Origin of the sequence: Streptomyces sp. NPDC088116 (assembly GCF_044741745.1) — a bacterium.
Taxonomy (GTDB): Bacteria; Actinomycetota; Actinomycetes; order Streptomycetales; family Streptomycetaceae; genus Streptomyces.
On the sequence record NZ_JBIUTF010000004.1, the window covers coordinates 715513 to 741986 of the forward strand.

Annotated in this window: 25 protein-coding genes; 7 read left to right on the top strand and 18 right to left on the bottom strand. The window is 70.7% G+C overall.

The window, feature by feature from the left end; all coding sequences use genetic code 11:
• Positions 1-8 precede the first annotated feature (8 nt).
• The 6 genes from kdpB to ACIOJD_RS20075 all read right to left on the bottom strand — a co-directional run bounded on the left by kdpB (position 9) and on the right by ACIOJD_RS20075 (position 6008).
• Positions 9-2123, bottom strand: a complete 2115-nt coding sequence (kdpB, locus tag ACIOJD_RS20050) for a potassium-transporting ATPase subunit KdpB (protein WP_401915569.1) — start codon at positions 2121-2123, stop codon at positions 9-11.
• A gap of 26 nt (positions 2124-2149) precedes the next feature.
• Positions 2150-3814: a potassium-transporting ATPase subunit KdpA gene (gene kdpA / locus ACIOJD_RS20055; RefSeq protein WP_401915238.1), complete on the bottom strand. Its 1665-nt coding sequence runs from the start codon at positions 3812-3814 to the stop codon at positions 2150-2152.
• A 3-nt stretch (positions 3815-3817) separates the two neighbouring features.
• A complete protein-coding gene (kdpF, locus tag ACIOJD_RS20060; RefSeq protein ID WP_037727062.1) occupies positions 3818-3907 on the bottom strand; it encodes a K(+)-transporting ATPase subunit F in 90 nt (29 codons plus the stop codon).
• 292 nt (positions 3908-4199) lie between these two features.
• Positions 4200-4985 (bottom strand): DUF3710 domain-containing protein, encoded by a 786-nt coding sequence (locus ACIOJD_RS20065; RefSeq protein ID WP_401915241.1) that lies wholly within the window; start codon positions 4983-4985, stop codon positions 4200-4202.
• Between the two features lies 1 nt (position 4986).
• Positions 4987-5511, bottom strand: coding sequence for a dUTP diphosphatase (gene dut / locus ACIOJD_RS20070; protein WP_401915243.1), 525 nt, complete (start codon positions 5509-5511; stop codon positions 4987-4989).
• A complete protein-coding gene (locus ACIOJD_RS20075) occupies positions 5508-6008 on the bottom strand; it encodes a PaaI family thioesterase (RefSeq protein WP_401915246.1) in 501 nt (166 codons plus the stop codon). The genes dut and ACIOJD_RS20075 overlap by 4 nt, the downstream gene beginning before the upstream one ends.
• Before the next feature lie 58 nt (positions 6009-6066).
• On the opposite strand from ACIOJD_RS20075, the gene ACIOJD_RS20080 reads away from it, so the two are divergent.
• Entirely contained in the window at positions 6067-6525 is a 459-nt protein-coding gene (locus ACIOJD_RS20080; protein ID WP_401915249.1) for a DUF3093 domain-containing protein, read from the top strand.
• Between the two features lie 39 nt (positions 6526-6564).
• Here the strand turns inward: ACIOJD_RS20080 and ACIOJD_RS20085 are convergent, their stop codons facing one another.
• From ACIOJD_RS20085 to ACIOJD_RS20100, 4 genes are all read right to left on the bottom strand, one after another.
• The gene (locus ACIOJD_RS20085; protein ID WP_401915252.1) at positions 6565-7479 is read right to left on the bottom strand and encodes a hypothetical protein; all 915 of its coding nucleotides are present in this window, start codon (positions 7477-7479) and stop codon (positions 6565-6567) included.
• A gap of 12 nt (positions 7480-7491) precedes the next feature.
• Positions 7492-7788: a DUF4193 domain-containing protein gene (locus ACIOJD_RS20090; RefSeq protein WP_030350183.1), complete on the bottom strand. Its 297-nt coding sequence runs from the start codon at positions 7786-7788 to the stop codon at positions 7492-7494.
• Between the two features lie 404 nt (positions 7789-8192).
• Complete coding sequence (locus ACIOJD_RS20095) at positions 8193-9425, bottom strand: sensor histidine kinase (protein ID WP_401915254.1); 1233 nt, start codon at positions 9423-9425, stop codon at positions 8193-8195.
• A gap of 5 nt (positions 9426-9430) precedes the next feature.
• Positions 9431-10084 (bottom strand): response regulator transcription factor, encoded by a 654-nt coding sequence (locus ACIOJD_RS20100; RefSeq protein WP_401884299.1) that lies wholly within the window; start codon positions 10082-10084, stop codon positions 9431-9433.
• Between the two features lie 347 nt (positions 10085-10431).
• Between ACIOJD_RS20100 and ACIOJD_RS20105 the strand changes: the two genes are divergently transcribed.
• Positions 10432-10605, top strand: a complete 174-nt coding sequence (locus ACIOJD_RS20105) for a hypothetical protein (protein ID WP_401884300.1) — start codon at positions 10432-10434, stop codon at positions 10603-10605.
• 326 nt (positions 10606-10931) lie between these two features.
• Here ACIOJD_RS20105 and ACIOJD_RS20110 read toward each other — a convergent pair whose 3' ends face one another.
• Together ACIOJD_RS20110 and ACIOJD_RS20115 are read right to left on the bottom strand one after the other, a co-directional pair.
• A complete protein-coding gene (locus tag ACIOJD_RS20110; protein WP_401915571.1) occupies positions 10932-11792 on the bottom strand; it encodes an inositol monophosphatase family protein in 861 nt (286 codons plus the stop codon).
• A complete protein-coding gene (locus ACIOJD_RS20115; protein ID WP_401915257.1) occupies positions 11789-12916 on the bottom strand; it encodes a ferrochelatase in 1128 nt (375 codons plus the stop codon). Before ACIOJD_RS20115 ends, ACIOJD_RS20110 begins: the two co-directional genes overlap by 4 nt.
• Before the next feature lie 151 nt (positions 12917-13067).
• Between ACIOJD_RS20115 and ACIOJD_RS20120 the strand changes: the two genes are divergently transcribed.
• Positions 13068-14330 (top strand): MFS transporter, encoded by a 1263-nt coding sequence (locus ACIOJD_RS20120; protein ID WP_401915260.1) that lies wholly within the window; start codon positions 13068-13070, stop codon positions 14328-14330.
• Complete coding sequence (locus ACIOJD_RS20125; protein WP_401915262.1) at positions 14275-15609, top strand: D-arabinono-1,4-lactone oxidase; 1335 nt, start codon at positions 14275-14277, stop codon at positions 15607-15609. Before ACIOJD_RS20120 ends, ACIOJD_RS20125 begins: the two co-directional genes overlap by 56 nt.
• A gap of 36 nt (positions 15610-15645) precedes the next feature.
• Here the strand turns inward: ACIOJD_RS20125 and ACIOJD_RS20130 are convergent, their stop codons facing one another.
• Positions 15646-16692, bottom strand: a complete 1047-nt coding sequence (locus ACIOJD_RS20130; protein WP_401915264.1) for a hypothetical protein — start codon at positions 16690-16692, stop codon at positions 15646-15648.
• Between the two features lie 489 nt (positions 16693-17181).
• On the opposite strand from ACIOJD_RS20130, the gene sepH reads away from it, so the two are divergent.
• Positions 17182-18231 (top strand): septation protein SepH, encoded by a 1050-nt coding sequence (sepH, locus tag ACIOJD_RS20135; protein WP_401915267.1) that lies wholly within the window; start codon positions 17182-17184, stop codon positions 18229-18231.
• A 100-nt stretch (positions 18232-18331) separates the two neighbouring features.
• Here sepH and ACIOJD_RS20140 read toward each other — a convergent pair whose 3' ends face one another.
• Positions 18332-19168: a sulfurtransferase gene (locus ACIOJD_RS20140; protein ID WP_401915269.1), complete on the bottom strand. Its 837-nt coding sequence runs from the start codon at positions 19166-19168 to the stop codon at positions 18332-18334.
• A gap of 248 nt (positions 19169-19416) precedes the next feature.
• Here ACIOJD_RS20140 and ACIOJD_RS20145 point away from each other — a divergent pair, with 248 nt between their 5' ends.
• On the top strand, positions 19417-20193 hold the full coding sequence (locus ACIOJD_RS20145; RefSeq protein WP_401915271.1) for a VOC family protein: 777 nt from the start codon (positions 19417-19419) through the stop codon (positions 20191-20193).
• Positions 20194-20243: 50 nt separating this feature from the next.
• On the opposite strand, the gene ACIOJD_RS20150 is transcribed toward ACIOJD_RS20145, so the two are convergent.
• From ACIOJD_RS20150 to ACIOJD_RS20165, 4 genes are all read right to left on the bottom strand, one after another.
• Positions 20244-20894, bottom strand: a complete 651-nt coding sequence (locus ACIOJD_RS20150) for a thymidine kinase (protein WP_401884313.1) — start codon at positions 20892-20894, stop codon at positions 20244-20246.
• A gap of 126 nt (positions 20895-21020) precedes the next feature.
• The gene (locus tag ACIOJD_RS20155; protein WP_401915274.1) at positions 21021-22217 is read right to left on the bottom strand and encodes an alkaline phosphatase family protein; all 1197 of its coding nucleotides are present in this window, start codon (positions 22215-22217) and stop codon (positions 21021-21023) included.
• A complete protein-coding gene (locus ACIOJD_RS20160) occupies positions 22217-22813 on the bottom strand; it encodes a DUF5998 family protein (protein ID WP_401884316.1) in 597 nt (198 codons plus the stop codon). The genes ACIOJD_RS20155 and ACIOJD_RS20160 overlap by 1 nt, the downstream gene beginning before the upstream one ends.
• Before the next feature lie 138 nt (positions 22814-22951).
• Positions 22952-25852 (bottom strand): GNAT family N-acetyltransferase, encoded by a 2901-nt coding sequence (locus ACIOJD_RS20165; protein WP_401915277.1) that lies wholly within the window; start codon positions 25850-25852, stop codon positions 22952-22954.
• A gap of 186 nt (positions 25853-26038) precedes the next feature.
• Between ACIOJD_RS20165 and ACIOJD_RS20170 the strand changes: the two genes are divergently transcribed.
• Positions 26039-26320, top strand: a complete 282-nt coding sequence (locus ACIOJD_RS20170; RefSeq protein ID WP_401884319.1) for an HPr family phosphocarrier protein — start codon at positions 26039-26041, stop codon at positions 26318-26320.
• Positions 26321-26474: the final 154 nt, after the last annotated feature.

Consider the following 26474-nt stretch of genomic DNA (forward strand, 5'->3'; position numbering starts at 1 on the left):
CATGCCGTTCACCCGATGCCGGGAATGAGGGAGAGGAGCAGATCGATGATCTTGATGCCGATGAAGGGGGCGATCAGTCCGCCGAGGCCGTAGATCCCCAGGTTTCTGCGGAGCAGCCTGTCCGCGCTCGTCGGCCGGTACCGCACGCCTTTCAGGGCGAGCGGCACGAGGGCGATGATGATCAGCGCGTTGAAGATGACCGCGGAGAGGATCGCGGACTCGGGCGAGGACAGCCGCATGATGTTGAGCGTGTCCAGGCCCGGATACACCACGGCGAACATGGCGGGGATGATCGCGAAGTACTTCGCGACGTCGTTGGCGATCGAGAAGGTCGTCAGGGCGCCCCGCGTGATCAGGAGCTGTTTGCCGATCTCCACGATCTCGATCAGCTTGGTGGGGTTGGAGTCCAGGTCCACCATGTTCCCGGCCTCCTTGGCGGCCGAGGTACCGGTGTTCATGGCCACGCCGACATCCGCCTGCGCGAGCGCCGGAGCGTCGTTCGTCCCGTCGCCCGTCATCGCGACGAGCTTGCCTCCGGCCTGCTCCCGCCTGATCAGCGCCATCTTGTCCTCGGGGGTCGCCTCGGCGAGGAAGTCGTCGACCCCGGCCTCCTGAGCGATGGCCCGCGCGGTCAGCGGATTGTCGCCGGTGATCATGACGGTCCTGATGCCCATCCGGCGCAGTTCGTCGAACCGCTCCCGCATCCCCGCCTTGACCACGTCCTTGAGGTGGATGACACCGAGGACTCGCGCGCCGCGGGCGTCGTCCAGGGCGACCAGCAGCGGCGTACCACCGGCCTCCGAGATCGCCTCGGTGAGCGCGGAGGCGTCCTCGGCCACCCGTCCGCCGCGCTCCTCGACCCAGGCGACGACCGAACCGGCCGCTCCCTTACGGACCTGATGCCGCGTCCCGCCGTCCACGAGGTCGACGCCCGACATCCGGGTCTGCGCGGTGAAGGCGACCCACTCGGCCCCGGTCAGCTCGCCCTGCCTGCGCTCGCGCAGCCGGTACTTCTCCTTGGCCAGGACGACGATGGAGCGTCCCTCGGGTGTCTCGTCGGCCAGCGAGGAGAGCTGGGCCGCATCGGCCAGTTCGGCCTCCGTCACCCCCCTGACCGGGACGAACTCGGCGGCCTGACGGTCCCCGAGAGTGATCGTGCCGGTCTTGTCGAGCAGCAGGGTCGACACATCGCCCGCGGCCTCGACCGCGCGCCCCGACATGGCGAGCACATTGCGCTGCACCAGCCGGTCCATGCCGGCGATGCCGATCGCGGACAGCAGCGCGCCGATCGTCGTCGGGATCAGACAGACCAGCAGCGCGATCAGCACGATCACCGACTGCCGCTGTCCCGCGTACACGGCGAACGGCTGGAGGGTGACGACTGCCAGCAGGAAGACGATGGTGAGGGACGCGAGGAGGATGTTCAGCGCGATCTCGTTGGGGGTCTTCTGCCGGGCCGCGCCCTCGACCAGTCCGATCATCCGGTCGATGAAGGTCTCGCCGGGCTTGGTGGTGATCTTGATGACGATGCGGTCGGAGAGGACCTTCGTACCGCCGGTGACGGCCGAACGGTCGCCGCCCGACTCCCGGATGACCGGGGCCGACTCCCCCGTGATGGCCGATTCGTCGACGGAGGCGACGCCTTCGGTCACATCGCCGTCGCCGGGGATGATGTCGCCGGCCTCGCACACGACCAGATCGCCGATGCGCAGTTCCGTACCCGGCACCCGCTCCTCGGCGCCGCCGGCGCCCAGCCTGCGGGCGACCGTGTCGGTCTTGGCCCTGCGCAGGGAGTCCGCCTGCGCCTTGCCACGCCCTTCCGCGACCGCCTCCGCCAGATTGGCGAAGACGGTGGTCAGCCAGAGCCACCCGGCGACGGCCCAGCCGAACCAGTCACCCGGGTCCGCCAGGGCGAAGACCGTGGACAGTACGGATCCGATCAGGACCACGAACATCACGGGGGATTTCACCATCACCCGCGGGTCGAGCTTGCGTATCGCCTCCGGGAAGGACCTGAGCAGTTGCTTGGGGTCGAACAGCCCCCCGCCTACCCGGCCGTCGCCGGGACCGTGGCCGGTGGGTACGTCCTGGTGCGGCGCGCGGGCCGCGGTCAGTGGGGACATCGCGTTCTCCCGCTTCGTACGAGCGTTCATGACGCCAGCCCCTCGGCCAGCGGTCCCAGCGCGAGTGCCGGGAAGTAGGTCAGGCCGGCGACGATCATGATGGTGCCGACGAGCAGCCCGGTGAAGAGCGGTTTGTCCGTACGCAGCGTGCCCGCGGTTCCGGGCACGGGCCGCTGCTCGGCGAGCGAGCCGGCCAGGGCGAGGACGAACACCATGGGCAGGAAGCGGCCCAGCAGCATCACCACACCGAGGGTGGAGTTGAACCACTGGGTGTTCGCGTCGAGCCCGGCGAACGCCGAACCGTTGTTGTTGGCGGCCGAGGTGTACGCGTACAGGATCTCGGAGAAGCCGTGCGGACCCGAGTTGGTCATGGAGTGGCCCGGGGTGGGCAGCGCCATGGCCACGGCGGTGAAGCAGAGCACCAGCGCCGGGGTGATCAGGATGTAGCAGGCGGCGAACTTGATCTCGCGGCCGCCGATCTTCCTGCCCAGGTACTCGGGTGTCCGGCCGACCATCAGTCCGGCGAGGAACACCGCGATGACCGCCATGATCAGCGCGCCGTAGAGCCCGGAGCCGACACCGCCGGGCGCGATCTCACCGAGCTGCATGCCCAGCAGGGCGATACCCCCGCCGAAGCCGGTGAACGAGGACATCGCGGAGTTCACCGCACCGGTCGAGGTGAGCGTCGTGGCCACCCCGAAGAGCGACGAGCCGGCGACCCCGAAGCGGGTCTCCTTGCCCTCCAGGGCACCGCCCGCGATGTCGAACGCCGGGCCGCCGTGGTGGAACTCGGTCCACATCATCAGCGCGGTGAAGCCGATCCAGATCGTCACCATCGCGGCGAGGATCGCGTACCCCTGCTTGACGCTGCCCACCATCCTGCCGAAGGTGCGGGTCATCGCGAACGGGATGAGCAGGAGCAGGAAGATCTCGAAGAGGTTCGAGATCCCGTTGGGGTTCTCGAAGGGGTGGGAGGAGTTGGCGTTGAAGTAGCCGCCGCCGTTGGTGCCCAGCTCCTTGATGGCCTCCTGGGAGGCGACGGCGCCGCCGTTCCACTGCTGCGAGCCGCCCATGAACTGGCCCACTTCGTGGATCCCGGCGAAGTTCTGGATCGCGCCGCACGCCACCAGGACGATCGCGCCGATGACCGAGATCGGCAGCAGGATCCGGACGGTGCCACGCACCAGGTCCGACCAGAAGTTGCCCAGCTCACCGGTACGGGACCGGGCGAAGCCCCGCACCAGCGCCACCGCGACGGCCATGCCGACGGCGGCGGAGAGGAAGTTCTGGACGGCGAGCCCGCCGGTCTGTACGACATGGCCCATGGTCTGTTCGCCGTAGTACGCCTGCCAGTTGGTGTTGGAGACGAAGGACGCGGCGGTGTTGAACGCCAGGGCCGGGCTGATCGAGGAGAAGCCGAGCGACCCCGGCAGGCCGCCCTGGAACCGTTGCAGCAGATACAGGAACAGGACACTCACCGCGGAGAACGCGAGGACACCGCGCAGATAGGCGGGCCAGCGCATCTCGGTGGCGGGATTGGCGCCGATGGCCTTGTAGAGCCACTTCTCGACGCGCAGATGCCTGTCGGAGGAGTAGACCCGGGCCATGTGGTCACCGAGCGGGCGGTACGCCAGTGCGAGCGCCACGAGGAGCGCCAGCAGCTGGAGCACGCCGGCGAGGAGGGGACCCATCGCTCAGAACCTCTCCGGGAAGAGGAGGGCGAGGACGAGATAGCCCAGCAGGGCGACGGCCACGACCAGGCCGACGATGTTCTCGGCGGTCACAGCTTCGTCACCGCCTTGGCGACGAGAGCCACCAGCGCGAAGACCGCGATCGTGGCGACGACGAAGGCCAGATCGGCCATCGGTTGCTCCTGGATGAGTACGGAAAAACCTGACTCCCAGAGGAAACCCGCCGATCCGGCGGATTCGACATCCGTTGACGGATCTCATACTCACAGGGGCACCGGCTTGACGCATTTCCTACGGCGGCGCCCGTGACCAGTGAAAACGCCGGTGGGCCGCACCCCACGAAGGGGTACGGCCCACCGGCCTGTCCGTTCCTGCTCCGAGGAGGTCAGCGCACCTCGGTGATCTCGGGACCGCGCTGGAGCTGTCCCATGCCACCGGAGAAGCGGGAGCCCTCCTGCTCGTCCTGCTGGACGCCCTCGGCCACCATCTGCGCGTCGTCCGGCAGCTTGAGGACGATCGGGTCGCGGGGCGCCATCGGGCCCTCGCCACGCACGACGACGGTGTCCCGGAAGATCTGCTCCAGCAGCCCGGCGGCCTCCGGCTGCACCGCGCCCTGTCCGGAGATCACACCACGCAGGAACCAGCGCGGTCCGTCGATCCCGATGAAGCGCACCAACTGCACACCGCCGGTGCCGTCCGGCAGCTGTACGGGGACCTGGGCGCGCAGCTCCCAGCCCAGCGGCCCCTCGACCTCGTCGATGATGCCGCCCTGCTGGGTGATACCGGAGGCGATCTCCTCGCGGACCTCGCCCCAGATGCCTTCCTTCTTCGGTGCGGCGAAGGCCTGGAGCTGTACGGCGCTGTCGCGCACGACGACCGTGGCGGCGACGATCGCGTCACCGGCGACCTCGACCCGCAGCTCCATGCCTTCGACGGCGGGGACGAAGACGCCCCCCAGGTCCACCCGGCCCTCGTCGGGCTTGGAGACCTCGGAGATGTCCCAGGGACCGTCGGGCCGGGGCGCCGGCGGGAGGTTCATACGACGGGGTGCGTCACCCGTCTCGCCTGCGTCGTCAGCGTCGGTACCGGCCTCGTCGACAACCTGCTCGGCCTCGCCCGCTGCCTCCGCCGCGTCCTGTGCGGAACCACTTTTCTTGCGACGTCCGAACACGTCACTGTCCTTCCCGGTCGGATACGACCGAAGCGTATCGATTCCCACCCTGAACGCCGCCCACGGCGGCATGGCCACCGGTGGACCCGAAGCCCCCCTCGGCCCGCGCGGAGCCGGGAAGCTCCGCCACCTCGTGGAAGCGCACCTTCTCGACCTGCTGGACGACCAGCTGGGCAATCCGGTCGAACCTCTCGAACCGCACGCTCTCGCGCGGATCGAGATTGACCACGATCACTTTGATCTCTCCACGGTACCCGGCATCCACCGTCCCGGGGGCATTCACCATGGCGACACCGCACCGGGCGGCGAGCCCGGAACGCGGGTGCACAAAGGCCGCGTAGCCGTCCGGCAGAGCGATGGACACCCCCGTCGGCAGCACGGCACGCTCACCGGGGGCCAGCTCGGCGGCCTGCGTGGTGACCAGATCGGCTCCGGCGTCGCCGGGGTGCGCGTACGACGGAAGCGGCACCTCCGGATCGACGCGGCGGATCAGTACGTCGACGGGACCGGCAGGGGTACGGCTCATGGGTTCACCTCGAAGGCGCGGGCGCGCTCGATCTGATCGGAATCGGCCATCGCCGCCCGGATCTCCTCCGGGCGGCCGTTGTCGACGAAGTGATCGACCGTGACCTCGATGAAGGCGTCGGCACGGACGGCGGCGGCCCCGCCGGGACCGCCGATCCTGCCGGTGGCGGTGCGATGGGTCTTCCGCCCGTGCACGGCGGTGGCCCCGGCCTCCGGATGCAGCAGCGTGCCCACCGGCACGGTCCGCACCCCTGGGCCGGGAGATCCCTGGTGGGCGAGGGTGACGCTCACACACTCACCGGCCCGCGGCCGCAGGCGCAGCCCGTGCGGCCGCGCCTCGCCACAACCGAAACAGTGTTCGTAGTGCGACCCGAGCAGCTCACCGGGCGCCGGGGCACCGGGATGCCTCACCGGCGGTACGGCATCGGCCGGCGGCGTCAGGGGGCACGGCCCCGCGGGGGATCCGGGGGGCGTCCCCGGAGATGGCACGTTACTCACAGGCGCAGACCTTACCCGCGCGGTCGCCCACGAACCGCACCGTGCCAAGCTTGGCTTCATGGACCCTTCCGTCGCGCGTTACGACGAACGCCTGACCGCCCCCCGTTCCTGGTGGGGGATCGCCGCTCTCATCGCCGTATCGGGCGGCCTGATGCTGCTGCCCCTGGGGCCGTTGCCCCTGCTCGGCGGGGTGATCGGCGCGGGCGCGCTGGCGGCGGCCGGGGTCAGTTCCTACGGTTCCGCACGGATCCGGGTGGTCGCGGACTCGCTGGTCGCGGGCGATGCCCGGATCCCGGTCTCGGCGCTCGGCGAGGCCGAGGTGCTCGACGCCGAGGAGGCACGGGCCTGGCGTCTGCACAAGGCCGACCCCCGTGCCTTCATGCTGCTGCGCAGCTACGTCCCGACGGCGCTGCGCGTGGAGATCACGGATCCGGACGACCCGACGCCGTACGTCTATCTGTCGACCCGGGCCCCGAAGAGGCTCGCGGCGGCGCTGGACGCCGTACGGGCCGGTTAGCTTCGGCCCAGGCCGTCCGCCCGGGGTCCGTCCGGCCGGTCAGTGCCCCAATTCCCCGGGCAGCTCGGGCGGAAGCTCCTTGGGCCGCTCCAGCGGCGGCAGTTGAGGCAGCGCGTCCCAGGGGACCTGCCGGGCCCGCAGATCCTTGCGGACATGCTCGGCGACCTTCTTGGTGTCCCGCCGGTTCATCATCGCGCCGACGGCCGCTCCGATCATGAACGGGACGAGGTTCGGCAGGCTGCGGACCGTGCGCTTCATGATCTGCTGCCGCAGCTCGCGCTTCATCCGGCCGCTCAGCGCTCCGTTGAGGGTGGACGGCCTGGTGATGTCGACCCCGCGCTCCTCCGTCCAGGACGTCAGGTAGGCGGTGCTGCGCTCCTTGAGCGTGCCGGGCGGACGCAGTCCGTAGACCTCGTGAAGCTCCGCGATCAGCTTCAGCTCGATCGCTGCCACGGCGGTGATCTCGGCCGCCAGTTCGGCCGGCATCGCGGGCGGTACCGGCATCATCGCGGCCGCACCCACCCCCGCACCGACCGTCGAGCTGCTGTTCGCGGCGCCCGCGACCAGCTTGTCCGCCAGTTCCTCGGGACCGAGGCCCGGGAACTGGCCGCGCAAGGTGGCGAGGTCGCGTACTGGGATCCGAGGTGCGTTCTCGATGATCCGGTCGGCGAGATGGGCCAGCGCCGCCTTGGCGCTGTCGCTTCCCTTGCGTACTCCCCGTTTGACACTGTCCAGGCGCCGACCCCTGGTCATGGGGCCGTCGTGGCCTGTCCGTGCCGCTTCGAGCGAGGCCGTCGGGCCTCGCTCGTCGTCATGCACGCCAGGCGTCGGAGCGGACTGCTCGACAGCGGGCTGATCGCCCTCGGCCGGGCCTGTGCCGCCCTGATGCGCCTCCGGCGAATCCTTGCCCTTGCGCCGGAAGCGCCGTTTCCGGGACGGTGTATCACCTGTCACGACCGACGGACCTCAGTCGCAGTCGCGGCAGATCGGCTGGCCGTTCTTCTCCCTGGCCAGCTGGCTGCGGTGGTGCACGAGGAAACAGCTCATGCAGGTGAACTCGTCGGCCTGCCTCGGCAGGACCCGGACGGAAAGCTCCTCGTTGGAGAGATCCGCGCCGGGCAGTTCGAGGCCCTCGGCCTGCTCGAACTCGTCTACGTCGACCGCTGACGTCGATTTGTCGTTCCGACGGGCCTTCAGCTCTTCAAGGCTGTCCTGATCGACGTCGTCATCGGTCTTGCGTGGGGTGTCGTAATCCGTTGCCATGTCGCTCTCCCCCTCTGGGTGTCTGTGGTGTCTCAAGCGCTCGTAACGCGTGAGAGGCCGGACTTGTGCCCGACCTGAGGCGGAGATTTTGCCTCACATCAAGGTCTGTTACTCAATCGACACCCAACCGGACTCCGGAGGAGTGATCGGCTTCGGGTGGCGAGGGGGACCGTACACGGTCCCCTTGTCGTACCTCACGGGCGCCACCCCGTGTACTTCCCGTGATCCCGACCCCTGGAAACCCGGACTTTACCGGCTTTCCCACGGAGGCTTGATCACGCAGAGTAGATAGGCGGGAATTCGACCCTGTGATCGATCACACAAGGCCTCGCTGGAGACCGGTCTCGAAAATTCCGCGCAAAGCGAACAAAGCAATCTGACGCCCGAACACTGCGCGCAGTCTCTCAGACCGGGAGAGTGACACGCATCACGAGACCACCACCCTCGCGCGGTTCCGCGAAGATACGGCCCCCGTGCGCGCGGGCGACGGAGCGGGCGATCGACAGGCCCAGGCCCACGCCCTTGTCGCTCCCCGTCCGCTCCGTACGCAGCCGCCGGAACGGCTCGAAGAGGTTGTCGATCTCGTACGCGGGCACGACGGGGCCGGTGTTGGACACCACCAGGACCGCCTGGCCCTGCTGCGTCTCGGTGGTGACCTCCACCCAGCCTCCTTCGGCGATGTTGTAGCGGACTGCGTTCTGCACCAGATTCAGGGCGATCCGCTCCAGCAGCACGCCATTGCCCTGGACGACGGCGGGGACGCACTCCCCGCGCATCTCCACCCCCTTCTCCTCCGCCTCCGCGAGTGCCTGATCCACCGCACGCGTCGCGACCTCGGCCAGATCGACCGGTTTTCGCTCCACGATCTGGTTGTCGCTGCGGGCCAGCAGCAGCAGGCCCTCCACCAGCTGCTCGCTGCGCTCGTTGGTGGCCAGCAGGGTCTTGCCGAGCTGCTGGAGCTCCGTGGGAGCCCCGGGGTCGGAGAGGTGGACCTCCAGCAGGGTCCGGTTGATCGCGAGCGGTGTACGCAGCTCGTGGGAGGCGTTCGCGACGAAGCGCTGCTGCGCCGTGAACGCGCGCTCCAGCCGCTCCAGCATCTCGTCGAAGGTGTCGGCCAGCTCCTTGAGCTCGTCGTCGGGGCCGTCCAGCTCGATCCGGCGCGCCAGGTCGGAGCCGACCACGCGGCGCGCGGTCCTGGTGATCCGGCCCAGTGGCGACAGGACCCGTCCCGCCATCGCGTAGCCGAAGGCGAACGCGATGACGCTGAGGCCCACCAGGGCGAAGATCGAGCGGCTGAGCAGATCGTCGAGTGCCTGCTTGCGCTGGTGGTTGACGCAGCTGTTCATCGCCGCGTTGAACTGTTCCGGCGGTGCCTGGTCCGGGAAGTTGCAGACGTCGCTGCTCACCTTGCCGGTCACGATCTTGAACGGCAGCTCGCTGCCCACGTGCAGGGCCTGGGCCGCCAGCAGATAGATGATCGAGAGCAACAGGATGCCGGCGATCAGGAACATCCCGCCGTACAGCAGCGTGAGACGTATCCGGATGGTCGGCCGTACCCAGGGCAGTGCCTGGTCCGGGCGCCTCGGGTCCCAGGTCGGCTTCGGGGGTGCCGCGGGGGGCACCGGGGTGGTTGCCACGGGCATCAGATCCGGTAGCCGGAGCCGGGCACCGTGACGATCACGGGCGGTTCGCCGAGCTTGCGGCGCAGGGTCATGACCGTCACCCGGACGACATTGGTGAACGGGTCGGTGTTCTCGTCCCACGCCTTCTCCAGCAGCTGCTCGGCCGAGACGACCGCGCCCTCGCTGCGCATCAGGACCTCCAGCACCGCGAACTCCTTGGGCGCCAGCTGGATCTCCTTGCCGTCGCGGAAGACCTCACGGCGGTTGGGATCGAGCTTGATCCCGGAGCGCTCCAGGACGGGTGGCAGCGGCACGGTCGTACGACGTCCCAGCGCCCGGACCCGGGCGGTCAGCTCGGTGAAGGCGAAGGGCTTGGGCAGATAATCGTCCGCGCCCAGCTCCAGCCCCTCGACCCGGTCGCTGACGTCGCCCGAAGCCGTGAGCATGAGGACCCGGGTGGGCATCCCCAGCTCGACGATCTTGCGGCAGACGTCGTCACCGTGGACCAGAGGGAGGTCACGGTCCAGCACCACCACGTCGTAGTCATTGACTCCGATGCGCTCCAGCGCGGCCGCGCCGTCGTACACCACGTCGACCGCCATGGCCTCCCGGCGCAGTCCGGTGGCCACCGCATCGGCGAGCAGCTGCTCGTCCTCGACGACGAGTACGCGCACGTCGCTGTTCCTTCCTCTGAGCCCGTCACCCGTGATCAGGGCAGGTCGTAGCACTGTCTGTGCGGCCCCATCCTGCCGGTTACGGCCATAAACCGGCGGTAAGGCAATGCGGGGCGACCAGGCACGTCCGGGGAGGAACGGATTTATTGAAGCGTTGAGGTTTCTCCCGCACCAAGCCTGGGGATGACGACTTCACACCCGAGATCGCGCCCTTTGTGGCATGCCACACCCTTATCTGTCATCCAGAGGCAGTGGGCGCGTGATCTTCCCGCCGTCGGCACACCCCCGTGCCACCGACCAGGACGTCGGCACACCCCCGTGCCACCGACCCACGACGAGGGGGCGCAATGGACGCGTTCACCGCCGGGCTTCTGCAGCGCATACAGGCCACGGAAACTGATCTCACCCGCGCCCGGGAGACGGGCGACGACTTCCTCGCGGATGTCGAACAGGAAGAGCTGGAAGACCTTCGGCGGCTCGCCGCCGAGCATGGTGTGGAGGTCGGCGCCGCCAGCGTCTGACCAGCACACCTGAGTCGTACCGACAGGTCACACAGACACAGTCTCAGGGACACCAAGAGTCGCAGGACAATACCGAGCCGTAGATACCCACATACCTACGAAGAAGGGCCCCGGCGCCGAGGGGACGGCGCCGGGGCCCTTCCGTGTGCCACCCGGACAGGACACTAAGGTCTTTCGTTTGGATCAGGCCGGATCAGGGAGCGGGGTCTGGTGCCGTGGATCGCAAGGCGCAGGAGTGAGGCGACGCGGAGCGTCGTGGAGTGACGACAACGCGACGAGGCGCGGTGCCGGGGCACGCGAGCCCGGCAAGATCCAGACGAGAGGCCCTAGTCGTGCCAGGCGCCGTACTCCTCCAGCAGCGTCTGCAAGGGCTCGAAGACGCCCGGGGCGGCGGCCACCGTGAGGTCCCAGCCCGGCCGGGTGCCGGGGCGGCCGCCGGTGAGGGCGCCCGCCTCGCGGGCGATCAGGTCGCCGGCGGCGAGGTCCCAGGGGTGCAGTCCGCGTTCGTAGAAGCCGTCCAGCCGGCCGGCCGCGACATCGCTGAGGTCGGCGGCCGCCGAGCCGCCGCGCCGGATGTCCCGCAGCCGCGGAATCAGCTGCCGGGCGATCTCGGCCTGGTGGGTACGGACGGTGGCGACGTAGTTGAAGCCCGTCGACACCAGGGCGCGTTCCAGCGGCGGAGCCGGGCGGCAGCGGACCGGCCGGTCGTTGAGGAAGGCACCGCCACCGCGTACGGCCCGGAAGGTCTCGCCGCGCATCGGGATCCCGACCACCCCGACGAGCGTCTCGCCGTCGCGTTCCGCGGCGATGGAGACGGCCCAAGTGGGCAGCCCGTAGAGGTAGTTGACGGTGCCGTCCAGCGGGTCGATCACCCAGCGGACGCCACTGTCACCCGCCGAACTGGCGCCCTCCTCACCGAGGAAGCCGTCGTCGGGGCGGTGCTCGGCGAGATAGCCGGTGATCAGCTTCTCGGCGGCGATGTCCATCTCGGTGACGACATCGACGGGGCTGGACTTCGTGGCGGCGACGGCCAGATCGTCGGGCCGTCCGTCGCGCAGCAGCGCGCCGGCCCGGCGCACCGCCTCCAGCGCGAGCGGGAGCAGCTCGGCGATCAGGGCGTCGTCGGCCGGGGTGTCACGGGCCTGGTTCTGTTCGGACGGGGCGTCGGTCACTGGGGGCTCCTTCAGACGTACGGGCTGTCGGTGCCCGCGGCGGCGGGCCTGGGGGCGCGGGCGGGGCAGCAGCCGACCGGACAGAGATCGTGGCTGGGGCCGAGGGCGCCCAGCGCGCAGCGTTCCACCGCGCATCCCCGCTCGGCGGCGGCGCGTTCCAGCAGCAGATCGCGTACGGCGGCGGCGAAGCGCGGGTCCGCTCCGACGGTCGCCGAACGGCGGACGGGCAGGCCCAGTTCGGCGGCCTTGGCGGTGGCCTCGGTGTCGAGGTCGTACAGGACCTCCATGTGGTCCGAGACAAAGCCGATGGGGGCCATCACGACGGCCGGGACGCCCTCGCCGTGCAGCGTCTCCAGGTGGTCGCAGATGTCCGGTTCCAGCCACGGGGTGTGCGGGGAGCCGCTGCGTGACTGGTAGACGAGCCGCCAGGGGTACTCGATGCCGGTCTCCTCGCGCACGTCGGCCACGATCAGCCGGGCGACGTCGAGATGCTGCGCCACATAGGCACCGCCTTCCCCGTGCGCCTCGGCCGGGCCCGAGGTGTCGGCCGAGGCGTCCGGGATGGAGTGGGTGGTGAAGGCGAGATGCGCGCCCGCGCGGACGTCCTCCGGGAGGTCGGCGAGCGAGGCCAGCACGCCGTCGACCATGGGGCGCAGGAAGCCGGGGTGGTTGAAGTAGTGCCGCAGCTTGTCCACCCGTGGCGGTTCGAGCCCCTCGTCGACCAGTGTGGCGAGCGCGTCGGCGAGGTTCTCGCGGTACTGGCGGCAGCCCGAGTACGAGGCGTACGCGCTGGTGGCGAGGACGGCGATCCGGCGCCGGCCGTCCGTGACCATCTCGCGGAGGGTGTCGGTCAGATACGGGGCCCAGTTGCGGTTGCCCCAGTAGACCGGCAGGTCCACGCCGTGCTCGGCGAAGTCCTTGCGCAGCGCGTCCAGCAGGACGCGGTTCTGTTCATTGATCGGGCTGACCCCGCCGAACAGGAAGTAGTGCTTCCCCACCTCTTTGAGCCGCTCCTTGGGGATGCCGCGGCCCCGGGTCACGTTCTCCAGGAACGGGACCACGTCGTCCGGGCCCTCGGGGCCGCCGAAGGACAGCAGGAGCAGAGCGTCGTAGGGGGAAGTCGCAAGCTTTTCGGGCATGATTCGATCCTGCCACCAGCCCTGTCGCACCGGGAACCGCGCCCCTGTTCCGACGGCGGGCCGCGCTCCCGTTCACCGGAAAACGAAATGCGGTGCGCGGGCGCGACCGTAAGCTGTTCCCACCCAGTTCATTCCTTACCGGAGCGCCCCCTTGCCCAGTTCGTACCATGCGATTTTCGCCGCTCCCGGTAGCAAGGGATTCAGTGCGGCCGGCCTGATCGGCAGGATGCCGCTGGCCATGCTGGGCATCGGCGTCGTGACGATGATCTCCCAGCTCACCGGCCGGTACGGACTGGCCGGAGCGCTCTCCGCGACGCTGGCGATGTCCGCCGCGGTGCTCGGTCCGTGGATCTCCCGGCTGGTCGACCGGCACGGTCAGCGGCGGGTGCTGCGCCCCGCGACCCTGATCGCGGCGGCGGCCGTCGTCGGGTTATTGGTCTGTGCCGAACAGGGCGCCCCCGACTGGATCCTGTTCGTCTTCGCCACGGGCGCCGGCTCCGTGCCGAGCGTGGGCTCGATGGTGCGGGCGCGCTGGGCGGCGATCTACCAGGGCGCGTCCCGCGAGTTGCACACCGCGTACTCGTGGGAATCGATCATCGACGAGATGTGCTTCATCTTCGGCCCGATCGTCTCCATCGGGCTCTCGACGGCCCTGTTCCCGGCCGCGGGCCCGCTGCTCGCGGTCGTGTTCCTGGTGACCGGCGTCCTCTGGCTGACGGCGCAGCGCGGCACCGAGCCCGTACCGCAGCCGCGTGAGCAGCACACCGGGGACTCGGCGCTCCGCTCCCCGGGGCTGCGGGTGCTGGTGCTGACCTTCACGGCGACCGGGGGGATCTTCGGCGCGATCGACGTGGTGACGGTCGCCTTCGCCGAGGAGCACGGACACAAGGCGGCGGCGAGCCTGGTGCTGGCGGTCTACGCGCTGGGATCCTGCCTCGCCGGCATGGTGTTCGGCCTGCTCCATCTCACCGGACCGGCCGCCCGGAGGTGGCTGGTGGGTGTCTGCGTGATGGCCGTGAGTATGATCCCCCTCCAACTGGCCGGGAGCCTGCCGCTCCTGGCCGTGGCGCTCTTTGTCGCGGGCCTCTCCGTCGCACCGACGATGGTGACGACCATGGCCCTCGTCGAAGCGCACGTACCGCGCACCAAGCTGACCGAGGGCATGACCTGGACCAGTACCGGGCTCGCGGTCGGCGTGGCGCTCGGCTCATCGGCCGCCGGCTGGGTGGTCGACGCGGCCGGTGCACGGGCGGGGTACGCGGTGCCCGCCGCGGCGGGCGCGGCCGCGGCCGTGGTGGCGCTCCTGGGGTATCGCCGGCTGCGCGAGCCGGTGCCGATTCGGGGAGGGCGCGGGGCGGATGACCAGAAACCGGACAAGCACGGCGACCACGACGGGCGTGAACGCGTGGCGTAACTGGGCGGGGAACGTCACCGCGCGGCCGGCCCGTGTGGTGTCACCGGCCTCCGCGGAGGAACTCGCCGGGGCATTACGCCGGGCCGCCGAGGACGGACTCAAGGTCAAAGCCGTCGGCACGGGGCACTCCTTCACCGCCACCGCCGCCACCGACGGGGTACTCGTCCGGCCCGAACTGCTCACCGGCATCCGGGAGATCGACCGGGCCGCGGGCACCGTCACCGTGGCGGCGGGCACCCCGCTGAAGCGGCTCAACACGGCGCTGGCCAGGGAAGGTCTGTCGCTCACGAACATGGGCGACATCATGGAGCAGACCGTCGCGGGCGCGACCTCCACCGGCACCCATGGCACCGGCCGTGAGTCGGCGTCGATAGCGGCACAGATCCGTGCCCTGGAGATCGTCACGGCGGACGGCTCGCTGCTGCGCTGCTCGGCGCGGGAGAATGCGGAGGTCTTCGCCGTCGCCCGGATCGGGCTCGGCGCACTGGGCGTGGTCACCGCGATCACCTTCGCCGTGGAGCCGGTCTTCCTGCTGACGGCCCGCGAGGAACCGATGGCCTTCGACCGGGTCACCGCCGAATTCGACCAACACGTCGCCGAGAACGAGCACTTCGAGTTCTACTGGTTCCCGCACACCGGCAACTGCAATACCAAGCGCAACAACCGCAGCGCGGGCCCCGCCGCTCCGCTCGGCCGGGTCAGCGGCTGGTTCGACGACGAGTTCCTCTCCAACGACCTCTTCCGGGTGACCTGTTCGCTCGGCCGGGCCGTACCCGCGACCATCCCCGCCATCGCCAAACTCTCCAGCCGCGCCCTCTCCGCCCGCGTCTACACGGACCTTCCCTACAAGGTCTTCACGAGTCCGCGCCGGGTGCGCTTCGTGGAGATGGAATACGCGCTGCCCCGGGAGGCCGTGGTCGGAGCGCTGCGCGAGGTCAGGGCGATGGTCGAGCGTTCACCACTTCGGGTGAGCTTCCCGGTGGAGGTCCGTACGGCTCCCGCGGACGACATCGCGCTCTCGACGGCCTCGGGCCGGGAGAGCGCGTACATCGCCGTGCACCTGTACCGGGGCACGCCCTACCGCTCGTACTTCACCGCCGTGGAACGGATCATGACCGCGCACGGCGGCCGGCCGCACTGGGGCAAGATCCACACCCGGGACGCGGAGTATCTGTCCGGGGTCTATCCGCGCTTCGGCGAGTTCACGGCGGTACGGGACCGGCTGGACCCGGACCGGCTGTTCGGGAACGACTATCTGCGGCGGGTCCTCGGGGACTGACCGCCGATGCTCACCACACCTCCCCCGTTACCGGCCCTATTGGCCGGCCGTTCCGGAATCGGATCCGGTGCCCTGCGTCGTGGCACCGCTGCCGGAGTCGTCCGCTCCGGAGTTCCCCGTTCCGGAGCCTCCCGTCGCGGAATCGCCGGCGCTGCCGGAGGGTGTCGGCACGGGGGTGTGCGAGGCATTGCCGTCGGCGGATCCCGAGGGAGCCGTGGACGGCGTCCGCGACGGGTCGGCGGAACCGCTCCGCCCCGTGCCGGCGCTCTGTCCGGCGTCGGGCGACGCGCTCGGATCCGTACCGCTGCCGCTGCCGCCGTCCGGGGTAGGGCTGTCCGACGTCCGGCCCGGATCGACACCGTGGTCCTCGGAGTCGGAGGGGGTGTCCGACGGTACGGAGCGCTCGCCGCCACCACGCACGGCGGACCCGACGGTCGTTCCCTTGCCGCCGCTCAGGTCCTGACCGGAGATCACCTCGTATCCGGTGATGCCGATCATCGCGACCAGGAAGACGGTGGCGGCCGCGCGGACCGGGCGCTTCCAGCCGCGCACCCGGCTGCCGTGCGTCGTGGCCTCGGTGAACTCACCGTCCAGCCCGCGCGGCAGCCGCGGCATCCCGGTCGCGTCAACAGGAGCGTACGGATCACCCGGACCACCTCTGACGGGCGGATCGCTCCGATCCGGCGGCTCGCTCCGGCCCGGTGGATCGCTCCGGCCCGGTGGATCGCTCCGGCCCGGTGGATCGCCCGACGCGTACGTGTCGACCGGGTCGTCCTCGTCGTACCGCACGGGCACCTGGCGGGCCCCGGGCTTCACCTGGACCGTGACCACGCGTATCTGCTCGCCCGTACGCCGGAACAGGTGCTGGAAGACCGAACCGCCGCAGGTGGCGACCACGCTGACCACACCCGCGCCGATGATCGTGCCGTACACGCCGAGCTGGGAGGCGAGCACCGCCGCCGCGACCGCCGCGAGCGCGCTGCCCGCGACGTGCGGCAGATTCAGGTCGAGCCGCCGCTCCTGCCCTTCCTTGCGCGCCTCGCTCTCTTCCTGCCGTGTGCCGCTACTCAGCTTCGAATCCATCTACAGCCCCTGCTTACCCATCTGTCCCACCTTGCACCAAGAAGGGACCGATGAGCGAAGTGGATAGTTCCGATTCCAGGGATTCTGTGAAGCAAGACACCCGCCGCCGAGTGCGCCGGACCCCAACTCCCCAGCCCGGACAGAACTTGAGCGGCGCGGCGGTCCACCCCCGTGGCCCGAATGGAGTACTGTGGCGAGCCCTGGGGCCGGACTCCCTCATGGGCGTCCGGGGACCTACGGGAAGGGGGCCGAACGTGGCACTCGATCCGGCGGAGCCGCGGCACCGCACGGGCGCCTACTGCATGGAGTGACCGGGTTCGTCACTCTGCGTCGCAAGCAGGTACCGTGCCATAACGGCGAACCAGGGCCCCGGCCCGACACGCCGGGTAGTACGGAAAGGTTGTGACAGGCTGCACCCGGGCAGGTCACACTCGACTAGCGGAAGCAGCGACGCACGTGACGTCGGCAGGCACCACCCGGGAGGTCCCCATGCCCGAACTGCGTGTCGTGGCCGTCTCCAACGACGGCACACGACTGGTGCTCAAGGCTGCCGACAGCACGGAATACACGCTTCCGATCGATGAGCGGCTTCGTGCTGCCGTGCGCAATGACCGCGCCCGCCTCGGCCAGATCGAGATCGAGGTCGAGAGCCATCTCAGACCCCGTGACATCCAGGCGCGGATACGAGCAGGCGCCTCCGCCGAGGAGGTCGCCCAGCACGCCGGCATCCCGGTGGACCGGGTCCGCCGCTTCGAAGGGCCGGTGCTCGCCGAGCGCGCCTTCATGGCGGAGCGGGCCAGGAAGACCGCGGTGCGCCGTCCCGGAGAGAACACCGGACCCCAGCTCGGCGAGGCCGTGCAGGAGCGGCTGACGCTGCGCGGTGCCGAGAAGGACACCGTCCAGTGGGACTCCTGGCGCCGGGACGACGGCACCTGGGAAGTCCTGCTGGTCTACTGCGTCGCGGGCGAGCCGCACGCGGCGAGCTGGACGTACGACCCGCCCCGGCGGCTCGTCCAGGCCGTCGACGACGAGGCGCGCGCGCTGATCGGTGACACGGACGACACGGTCACCGCCCAGGAGCCGAGCTTCCCGTTCGTTCCCCGGATCGCGCGGCTGCCGCGTGACCGGCCGCTGGACCGTTCCCTCGATCGTTCTCTCGACCGGCAGTTGGAGCGGCCTCCCGCGCCCGAGCCGGAGGAGACCAGTGAACGGGACTCCCTGACAAGCCTGTTGGAGGCGGTGCCGAGCTTCCGGGGCGACATGGTCGTGCCCGAGCGGCCCGCGCTGCCGGAGTCGGCCACGGATCCGGAGGACGAGCCGGAGGACGCCGAGGAGCCGATCGCGCCCGCCGCCTCGGCGGGTGCCGGGTCGGCGTACGCGGATGTGCTGATGCCCCGTTCGGTGGCCGGTCACCGGGACCGCCTGACGGGCACGACGGACCGCCAGGCCGAGGCGGACGGCGTGCGTCCGGGCCGGCGGGCCGCGGTACCGAGCTGGGACGAGATCGTGTTCGGTACACGCCGCAAGAAGCAGGACTGACGGGAAGAGCGAGAGCTGCACGTACGTACATACGTACGCCGAGGGGCCCGTACTCACCACGTGTGGTGAGTACGGGCCCCTCGGCTGTCGGTTGTCGGCTCTAGAGGGGATCCGGGCCCGTGGCGACCGGCCGGGACTCGTCCGACGACCACTGGGACCAGGAGCCCGCGTACAGCGCCGCCGGGATACCCGCGAGTTCCAGGGCGAGCACCTCCTGGGCGGCGGAGACACCCGAGCCGCAGTAGACGCCGACCTGGGTGCCCTGGGTGGCACCCAGGGCCTCGAAACGGGCCAGGAGATCCCGAGCCGGGAGGAAGCAGCCGTTTTCGGCCACATTTTCGGTGGTGGGAGCGGACAGCGCGCCGGGGACATGGCCGCCGACCCGGTCGATCGGCTCGACATCGCCGCGGTAACGCTCGGCCGCCCGCGCGTCCAGCAGCAGCCCGTCGCGGGCCAGGGCCGCCGCCTCGTCCGCGTCCAGCAGTGGGAGCGCGCCCGGGGCCGGGGTGAAGTCGCCCTCGGCGGGCGACGGGGTGTCGGTGGACAGCGGACCGGTCCAGGCGGCGAGACCGCCGTCCAGGACCCGTACGTCCGGATGGCCCGTCCAGCGCAGCAGCCACCAGGCGCGGGCCGCCGCCCACCCCTGTCCGCCGTCGTACACGACGACCGGGGTGTCCTGGGAGATCCCGGCACGTCGCATCACCGCGCCGAAGTCCGCGGGATCGGGCAGCGGATGCCGGCCGCCCGCGCCGGGCGGGCCCGACAGCTCCGTGTCGAGGTCGACGAAGACGGCGCCCGGCAGATGTCCCGCCTCGTACTGGGGGCGGCCGGGCGGCCCGCCCAGCTGCCAGCGGACGTCGAGCAGTACGGGCGGAGGCGAGCCGGCCGACCCGGCCGACTCGCCCGCGAGTTGGGCTGCGGTGATGATGGCTGTCATGGGTGCCATCCTCGCGCACGGCCGGGCCCACACGTAACGGCGGAGAAACGGGCGGTAAACACCGGATCGAGATCCCGCCAAAAGCGGCGCGGTCGTGCGGCACCGCGTGCCACCTAGTGGAAGCATCTGCTCGGACGCGCGGCCCCTCCACCCCAGGGGCGTGTGGCGAAAGCGGCACCGTCCATCCCCCTGGGCGGGGACCCGCGCCCGCCCCGCACGGCCACCACGATGGTCCGAGGAGAGTGACGATGACCGAGGCAGCGATCCGACGCACACCCGGCACGCCTTGTTGGGTGAGCCTGATGGTGCACAACCTGGCGGAGACCCAGGAGTTCTACGGAGCGCTGTTCGGCTGGGAGTTCCGGCCGGGACCGCAGCAGCTCGGACCGTACGTCCGGGGGCTGCTGGGCGGCAAGGAGATCGCCGGCATCGGTCAGCTGCCGCCCGGCCGGCAGCTGCCGACGGCCTGGCTGACCTATCTGGCGACGGACGACGCGGACAAGACGGCGGAGACGATCAGGAGCCACGGCGGTACGGTCGCCGTCGGGCCGCTGGACGCGGCGGAGGCGGGCCGGATGGCCATCGCCTCGGACCCCACGGGAGCGGTCTTCGGGATCTGGCAGGCCGCGGCGCACACCGGGACGGTGGTGGCCGGGGCCCACGGCACTCCGGTCTGGAACGAGCTGATCACGCGTGAGACGTCCTGGGTCGCCACGTTCTACAAGTCGCTGTTCGGCTATGACGTGGAGGCCTTGGTCTCCGCCGACTCCGACGAGATGACCCTGCGCCTGGACGGGCGGCCGGTCGCCTCACTGCGGGGGAAGGGGCGGGCGCTCGTCCGCGACCGCGGTGCGCACTGGATGACGTATTTCGAGGTGGACGACACCGACGCGGCCGCGAAGCTGGTGACCGGGCTGGGCGGGCAGGTGCTCCGGCCGCCGTGGGACGGCGCGAACGGGCGGCTCGCGACGGTCGCGGACCCGGAGGGCGCGGTCTTCACGATCGTACGGTCGGCCGGTCGCTGACCCGGGCGGGGCGCTCACCGGCCCCGGGGAGGACGGCGGCCGCCCACCGGTCAGCCGGGAGTGACCGGCAGTACGTCCGGCGACAGTGCGCCGGCGTGCGCCGAGGAGCTGGTCATGCGGCGCCGGTGGTGGCGGCGGCACAGGACCTCGTAGCCGACCTCCTCGGCGGGGCGGTGCACATCACCGACGACCACCTGGGCACCGTCGACGACCATTTCGCCGCCGACCGTGCGCGCGTTGTGGGTGGCCCGTTCCCCGCACCAGCACAGCGCCTCCACCTGGAGCTGCTCGACCCGGTCGGCCAGCTCGATCAGCCGCTGCGAGCCGGGGAACAGCTTGGTGCGGAAGTCGGTGGTGATACCGAAGGCGAAGACGTCCAGCCCCAGGTCGTCCACGATCCGCGCGAGCTGGTCGATCTGCTCGGGCGCCAGGAACTGCGCCTCGTCCACGATCACGTAGTCCGCCTTGCCGCCCTTCGACAGCCGGTCCACGAGGTACGCGTACAGCTCCATCCCCTCGGTGGCCTCGACCGCGTCCGTGACCAGGCCCAGCCGCGAGGACAACTTGCCCTCTCCCGCCCGGTCGTCCCGTGTGAAGATCACACCCTGGAGTCCCCTGGCCGAACGGTTGTGGCCGATCTGGAGCGCCAACGTACTCTTCCCGCAATCCATGGTGCCGGAGAAAAATACCAATTCGGACATCAGTGGAGAGTGACCTTTCGGGTCGAGCAGGCCGGGCGGCGCCGACGCCCACCGGCCCTTCCGTGAGGTGGCGAATGCCCCGGCGATTCGGTGCCACGGGCCGTCGGGCGAGTGTCGCCCGGATGGCTACGAGCGTACTTCGAGGAGCGGGACGAGCTGCTCGACGGGGGTCATCGAGCCATGCATCCCGACCATCGCCGACTCGTGCGGTTCCTTGACGGAAGCGGTGATCACGACTGGGGCATGGGCCGCCGCGACGACATCGCCGATCCGTCCGTACACCCGCTCGTCCATCGCACCGGCCGGACCGAACCAGCCCGCGGCGATCGCCTCGTCCCGGCTCGCCACCCAGAACTGCTCGCCGAGCACCTCGCGCCAGACGGTGAGGACGTCGGCCTCGGCGCCCGGCACGGCGTAGACATGGCGGGCCCGGCCCTCGCCGCCCAGCAGGGCGACCCCGGCGCTCAGCTCCCAGTCCTCGTCGAAGTCGATGCGGGACTGCTCGTCGAAGGGGATGTCGATCATGCCGTGGTCGGCGGTCACGTAGAGCGCGCTCCGGGGAGGCAGTTGCTCGGCGAGCCGCTGGACGAGCCGGTCCACGTACATGAGTTGGCCGCGCCAGGCGTCGGAGTCGACACCGAAGCGGTGGCCCTTGCCGTCGACCTCGCTGTAGTACGTATAGACCAGCGACCGGTCCCCCGCGCCGAGTTCGGCGGCGGCCAGGTCCATCCGGTCCTCGCCGGAGAGCCGGCCGTGGAAGGTCCCGCCGCTGAGCGCGATCTTGGTGAGCGGTGTGTGTGCGAAGGCCGGGGCGGACACCTGCGCGGTGTGCACACCCGCCGCCTCGGCCAACTGGAAGACCGTGGGGTACGGCTGCCAGACGTGCGGCTCGGTCCAGGGCTTCCAGCGGAGCTGGTTCATCAGCGCGCCGGTCGCGGGGTCGCGGACGGTGTAGCCGGGCAGGCCGTGCGCGGCGGGCGGCAGCCCCGTGCCGACGGAGGCGAGGGAGGTCGCGGTGGTGGCCGGGAAGCCGGCCGTGAGCGGGCGGCCCGTGTGCCCGCGCGAGGTGCCGAGCAGGGAGGTCAGATACGGGGCTTCGTCGGGGTGGGTCTTGATCTGTTCCCAGCCGAGGCCGTCTATCAGGAAGACGCAGTTCCGGTCGGCGGGGGTCAGTTCGGAGATGGTCGCGGTCAGATCCGGTACGCCCTGGCCGGCCGCGAGTGTGGGCAGCAGGTCGGCCAGCGAACCGCTGCCGTACTCGGGCAGCGGCGCGGTGTCGAGGGCGAGCGGGACGGGGTCCTGCCAGAGGGCCTCGGCGGCCATCAGCGGCCGGTCGCCGCGATCGCGGCGGTGGCTTCGGAGAGGGACTGGGCGAACACGAGCGTCTGGCGGACGGTGTCCGGGCCGTCGCCGGCCTCGCTGACACGCAGGCTCAGGTCGTCGGCGGTGGAACTGCCGGTGTAGCCGTGGTCCGCCTCGCAGTTGGGGTCGCCGCAGGCGGCGGGCTCCAGATCGATCCGGGAGACGGCGCCCCAGCCGATGGTGAGGACGACCTCGCGGGGCAGGGTGCCGGGGGTGTACGACTCCGGGTTGGCGACGACGCGGCTGACCACGACGGACGAGATCCGGTCGAGCTTCACCGACTCGGTGGAGGTGGTGGCGTACGGCGTCGGGGAGCTGGAGTCGGCTGCCTGCTCGTCGGTGTGGCTGACGATGAAGCGGTGGGCCGTCAGCACGAGGACGGTGACATGCCGGCGTACTTCGTTGGCGTCGAAGGTCGTCTCCTGGTGCACCAGGTACGACGCGATCTGCTCGCCACCGACTGCGGCCTCCACCGCCTCGGCCACGAGAGCCGGGTAGTAGCCGCTGCGCTCGATCGCCGTGCGCAGCCCCTGGGTCGTCGTACCGGTCTTCGCCATGGGCTCCATCCTACGGGGACGGGACGGCTGCCGGAGACGCCCGGAGGGCCTGGCGATCCTGCGGCCGGCCCGTCAGTTGATCCCCGCGGTCGATCCCCTCCAGATCCCCTCGGTCGATCGGCTGCTCCCTGCCACCGCTCAGTAGCTGGGGAGGCTGCGCGGGCCGAGATCGTCGCGGGCGGGGGGAGGCGCCAGCCGGACGCTCGCGTCGAGGACGGAGAGCCCGTGGGCCGCGACCACGACGGGCTCCAGGGCCACGGAGATGATCTCGGGATGGTCGTCCACCAGCCGGGACACCCGCAGGAGCAGCTCCTCCAGAGCCGCGGTGTCGACCTGCGTGGAACCGCGCCAGCCGAACAGGAGCGGCGCCGTTCTGATGGATCGGATCAGCTCGGCGACGTCGCGGTCCGTGGCGGGTACGAGCCGGTGCGCGACATCGCCGAGCAGTTCGGAGGGCGCTCCTGCGAGGCCGAAGGAGAGGACGGCGCCCGCGGCCGCGTCGATGACGGCCCGTACGACGGTGTCCACGCCCCGGGGTGCCATGGACTGGACGACGGGCCGCAGCTCGGCGGCGGTGCCGAGCGTCTCGGTCAGCTCGCGGTGGGCGAGGCGCAGTTGTGCCTCGTCGGGGAGGTCCAGCCGTACGCCACCGAGGTCGGCGCGGTGGCGCAGATGGGGCGCGGTGGTCTTCAGCGCGACGGGGTAGCCGAGCCGGGCCGCGGCGGAAGCGGCTTCGTCGGGGCCGGGGGCGGGGAGCGCCTGCCGTACGGGAATGCCGTACAGGGCGAGCAGTTCCCGCGCGTCGGCGGCGGTGAGGGGCGCGCCGCCGGGATCGGAACCCCCGCCGAGCAGCCGGTCGATCAGCGCGGCGGCCGCGCCCTCGTCGATGGCGTCGTCGATGGCCTCGGGCACTTTTCCGGGCTCGGCGGCCTGTCGTCGCCACTGTGCGTATCCGACGGCCTCGGCGAGGGCGCGGACGGCGCGTTCGGCGGCGGGATAGGCGGGGATGCGGCCGGAGGGGGCGGCTGGGGGGCGCTGAGCGGCTGCGGTTCCCGTCGCGGTTGTGGATCCGGGGGCGGGACCGGTCGCGGGAGCGTGATCACCGGAGCGCGTGCCCGGAGCGCCGTCGGGTCTCGGCTCCGTACCGTCAGCACCGTCAGCGGCCGTTGACGTGGGCGGGCTGTTCTCCACCGCCGACAGCGCCTCGGTCAGGCCGCCGATTTCCACGTGCACCACCATGACCGGCTTCGCCGGGGCGCTCGCCACCGCTTCGCGCAGGGCGCTTCCCAGAGCGCCGCCGTCGGTGGGGTCCATCGTGGCGCTCTCGCCGACCCTGGGTATCGCCGTCACCACGACCGCGTCGCACGCCGGGTTGGTCAGAGCCTTCGTGAGGGCCGCCCGGAAGTCCGCCGGGGACGCCGCGGTCGTGAGGTCGAGGGGCGGCAGCGGGCTCAGCCCTTCCGTGAGGCACGCGTCGTACGTAAGGAGGCCGAGGGATTCGGAGTTGCCGAGTATCGCGACGCGCGGCCCCTGCGGGAGGGGCTGGGAGGCGAGCAGGAGTCCCGCGTCGACGAGTTCGGTGACCGTGTCGACACGGATCACCCCGGCCTGCCGCATCAGCGCCGAGACCGTCGTGTCCGGGATACGTCTGACCGGGACCGAGTGTCCCGGTGGCGTACTGCCGCTGTGGCGCGCTCCCTTGACGACCACGACCGGCTTCACCAGCGCCGTACGGCGGGCGAGCCGGGTGAACTTCCGCGGGTTGCCGATCGATTCGAGGTAGAGCAGGGCGACATCGGTGTGCGGGTCCTCGAACCAGTACTGGAGGATGTCGTTGCCGGAGACGTCCGCGCGGTTGCCCGCGGAGATGAACGACGACAGACCCGCGCCGCGCCGGTAGAGGCCGGAGAGCAGGGCGATGCCGATGGCGCCCGACTGGGTGAAGAGGCCGATGCGCCCCCGGTCGGGGGGTTCGGGCGCGAGTGAGGCGTTCAGCCGGACGGAATCGGCGGTGTTGATGATCCCGAACGCGTTGGGGCCGATGATGCGCATCCCGTACGAACGTGCCTGCCGCACCAGTTCGCGCTGGGCCTCCTTTCCGGGATCGCCGCTCTCCGCGTAACCGGCGGTGAGGACGACCAGGCCCTGGACGCCGTGCCGGCCGCAGTCCGCGACGGCCTCCGGTACCCGGTCCGCGGGTACGGCGAGGACGGCGAGGTCGACGGGCTCCGCGATCCGCGCCACGGAGCGGAACGCGGGGACGCCGTCGATCTCGCCCCGGTCGTCGGCGAAGGCGCTGTTCACCGCGTACGTACGGCCGGTGAAGCCCGCGTCGAGCAGATTGCGCAGGACCGTGCGGCCGACGCCGCCGGGCGCGCGGCCGGTGCCGACGACGGCGACGGAGCCGGGTGCGATCAGCCGTTGCACCGAGCGGGCCTCGGCGCGCTGCTCGCGGCCGCGCTGCACGGCGACGGACTCGGCGGTGGGTTCGAGGTCGAGGGTGAGGCGTACGGAGCCGTCCTCGAAGCTGCGCCTCTGGGTGAACCCGGCGTCCCGGAACACCTTGATCATCTTGCTGTTGGCGGGCAGCACCTCGGCGGCGAAGCGCCGGATACCGCGCTCGCGGGCGACCGCGGCGATGTGCTCGAGGAGGGCGGAGGCGACTCCGCGCCCCTGGTGGGCGTCCTGGACGAGGAACGCGACCTCCGCCTCGTCGGCCGGCGCGGACGCGGGCAGTCCGCGCCGGTCCGTGCGGTCATACCGGACGGTCGCGATGAACTCCCCGCCGACCGTCACCGCGAGCCCCACCCGGTCCACGTAGTCGTGGTGCGTGAACCGGTGCACGTCCTTGTCGGAGAGGCGCGGGTAGGGGGCGAAGAAGCGGTAGTACTTCGACTCGTCGGAGACCTGCTCGTAGAAGCTGACCAGACGCTCGGCGTCCTCGGTGGTGATGGGCCGGATCCGTGCGGTCCCACCGTCGCGGAGCACCACGTCCGCCTCCCAGTGCGCGGGGTAGACGTGATCCTGCGGCTTCTCCATGTCCAAAGCGTACGGCGCGAGCCCGGCCGGGGCCGGTCCGTGGCCGGGGCCGGGCTCCCTGGCCGGCCAGAGGCCGTACGAGACCGGTTCGGGGCCGGTTCGGGGCCGACAGAGGAGCTTTCGGCGGCACATGAGAGGCTGGTGCAAGCATCATGTGGAGACTTTTGCGACTTGAAGGGCAACACCATGGCTGAGCGCCGCGTCAATGTCGGCTGGGCCGAGGGCCTGCACGCCCGTCCCGCCTCCATCTTCGTCCGCGCCGCCACGGCCGCCGGCGTCCCCGTGACGATCGCGAAGGCGGACGGCAACCCCGTCAACGCCGCCTCCATGCTCGCGGTGCTCGGCCTGGGGGCGCAGGGCGGCGAGGAGATCGTGCTCGCTTCCGAGGCGGAGGGCGCCGACGCCGCTCTGGACCGGCTGGCGAAGCTGGTCTCCGAGGGCCTCGACGAGCTTCCCGAGACGGTCTGACACCGACCGTACCGAGTCATTCCGCGCCGGAGCCGTGGGGGGGGGGGGGCCCCCCCCCCCAACACCACCCCCAGAGATGGGTACACAACGCACACCCAAAAACAACAATAAAAAAAGAAATGGATAAGAAAAAAATAAAAAGATACCGGGGCCC

Coding starts and splice junctions, on each gene's coding strand:
- kdpB (WP_401915569.1), bottom strand. CDS start 2,123: ATGTCCCCACTGACCGCGGCCCGCGCGCCGCACCAGGACGTACCCACC.
- kdpA (WP_401915238.1), bottom strand. CDS start 3,814: ATGGGTCCCCTCCTCGCCGGCGTGCTCCAGCTGCTGGCGCTCCTCGTG.
- dut (WP_401915243.1), bottom strand. CDS start 5,511: ATGAGCCGTACCCCTGCCGGTCCCGTCGACGTACTGATCCGCCGCGTC.
- ACIOJD_RS20080 (WP_401915249.1), top strand. CDS start 6,067: ATGGACCCTTCCGTCGCGCGTTACGACGAACGCCTGACCGCCCCCCGT.
- ACIOJD_RS20090 (WP_030350183.1), bottom strand. CDS start 7,788: ATGGCAACGGATTACGACACCCCACGCAAGACCGATGACGACGTCGAT.
- ACIOJD_RS20105 (WP_401884300.1), top strand. CDS start 10,432: ATGGACGCGTTCACCGCCGGGCTTCTGCAGCGCATACAGGCCACGGAA.
- ACIOJD_RS20115 (WP_401915257.1), bottom strand. CDS start 12,916: ATGCCCGAAAAGCTTGCGACTTCCCCCTACGACGCTCTGCTCCTGCTG.
- ACIOJD_RS20125 (WP_401915262.1), top strand. CDS start 14,275: ATGACCAGAAACCGGACAAGCACGGCGACCACGACGGGCGTGAACGCG.
- ACIOJD_RS20130 (WP_401915264.1), bottom strand. CDS start 16,692: ATGGATTCGAAGCTGAGTAGCGGCACACGGCAGGAAGAGAGCGAGGCG.
- sepH (WP_401915267.1), top strand. CDS start 17,182: ATGCCCGAACTGCGTGTCGTGGCCGTCTCCAACGACGGCACACGACTG.
- ACIOJD_RS20140 (WP_401915269.1), bottom strand. CDS start 19,168: ATGACAGCCATCATCACCGCAGCCCAACTCGCGGGCGAGTCGGCCGGG.
- ACIOJD_RS20145 (WP_401915271.1), top strand. CDS start 19,417: ATGACCGAGGCAGCGATCCGACGCACACCCGGCACGCCTTGTTGGGTG.
- ACIOJD_RS20150 (WP_401884313.1), bottom strand. CDS start 20,894: ATGTCCGAATTGGTATTTTTCTCCGGCACCATGGATTGCGGGAAGAGT.
- ACIOJD_RS20155 (WP_401915274.1), bottom strand. CDS start 22,217: ATGGCCGCCGAGGCCCTCTGGCAGGACCCCGTCCCGCTCGCCCTCGAC.
- ACIOJD_RS20160 (WP_401884316.1), bottom strand. CDS start 22,813: ATGGCGAAGACCGGTACGACGACCCAGGGGCTGCGCACGGCGATCGAG.
- ACIOJD_RS20165 (WP_401915277.1), bottom strand. CDS start 25,852: ATGGAGAAGCCGCAGGATCACGTCTACCCCGCGCACTGGGAGGCGGAC.
- ACIOJD_RS20170 (WP_401884319.1), top strand. CDS start 26,039: ATGGCTGAGCGCCGCGTCAATGTCGGCTGGGCCGAGGGCCTGCACGCC.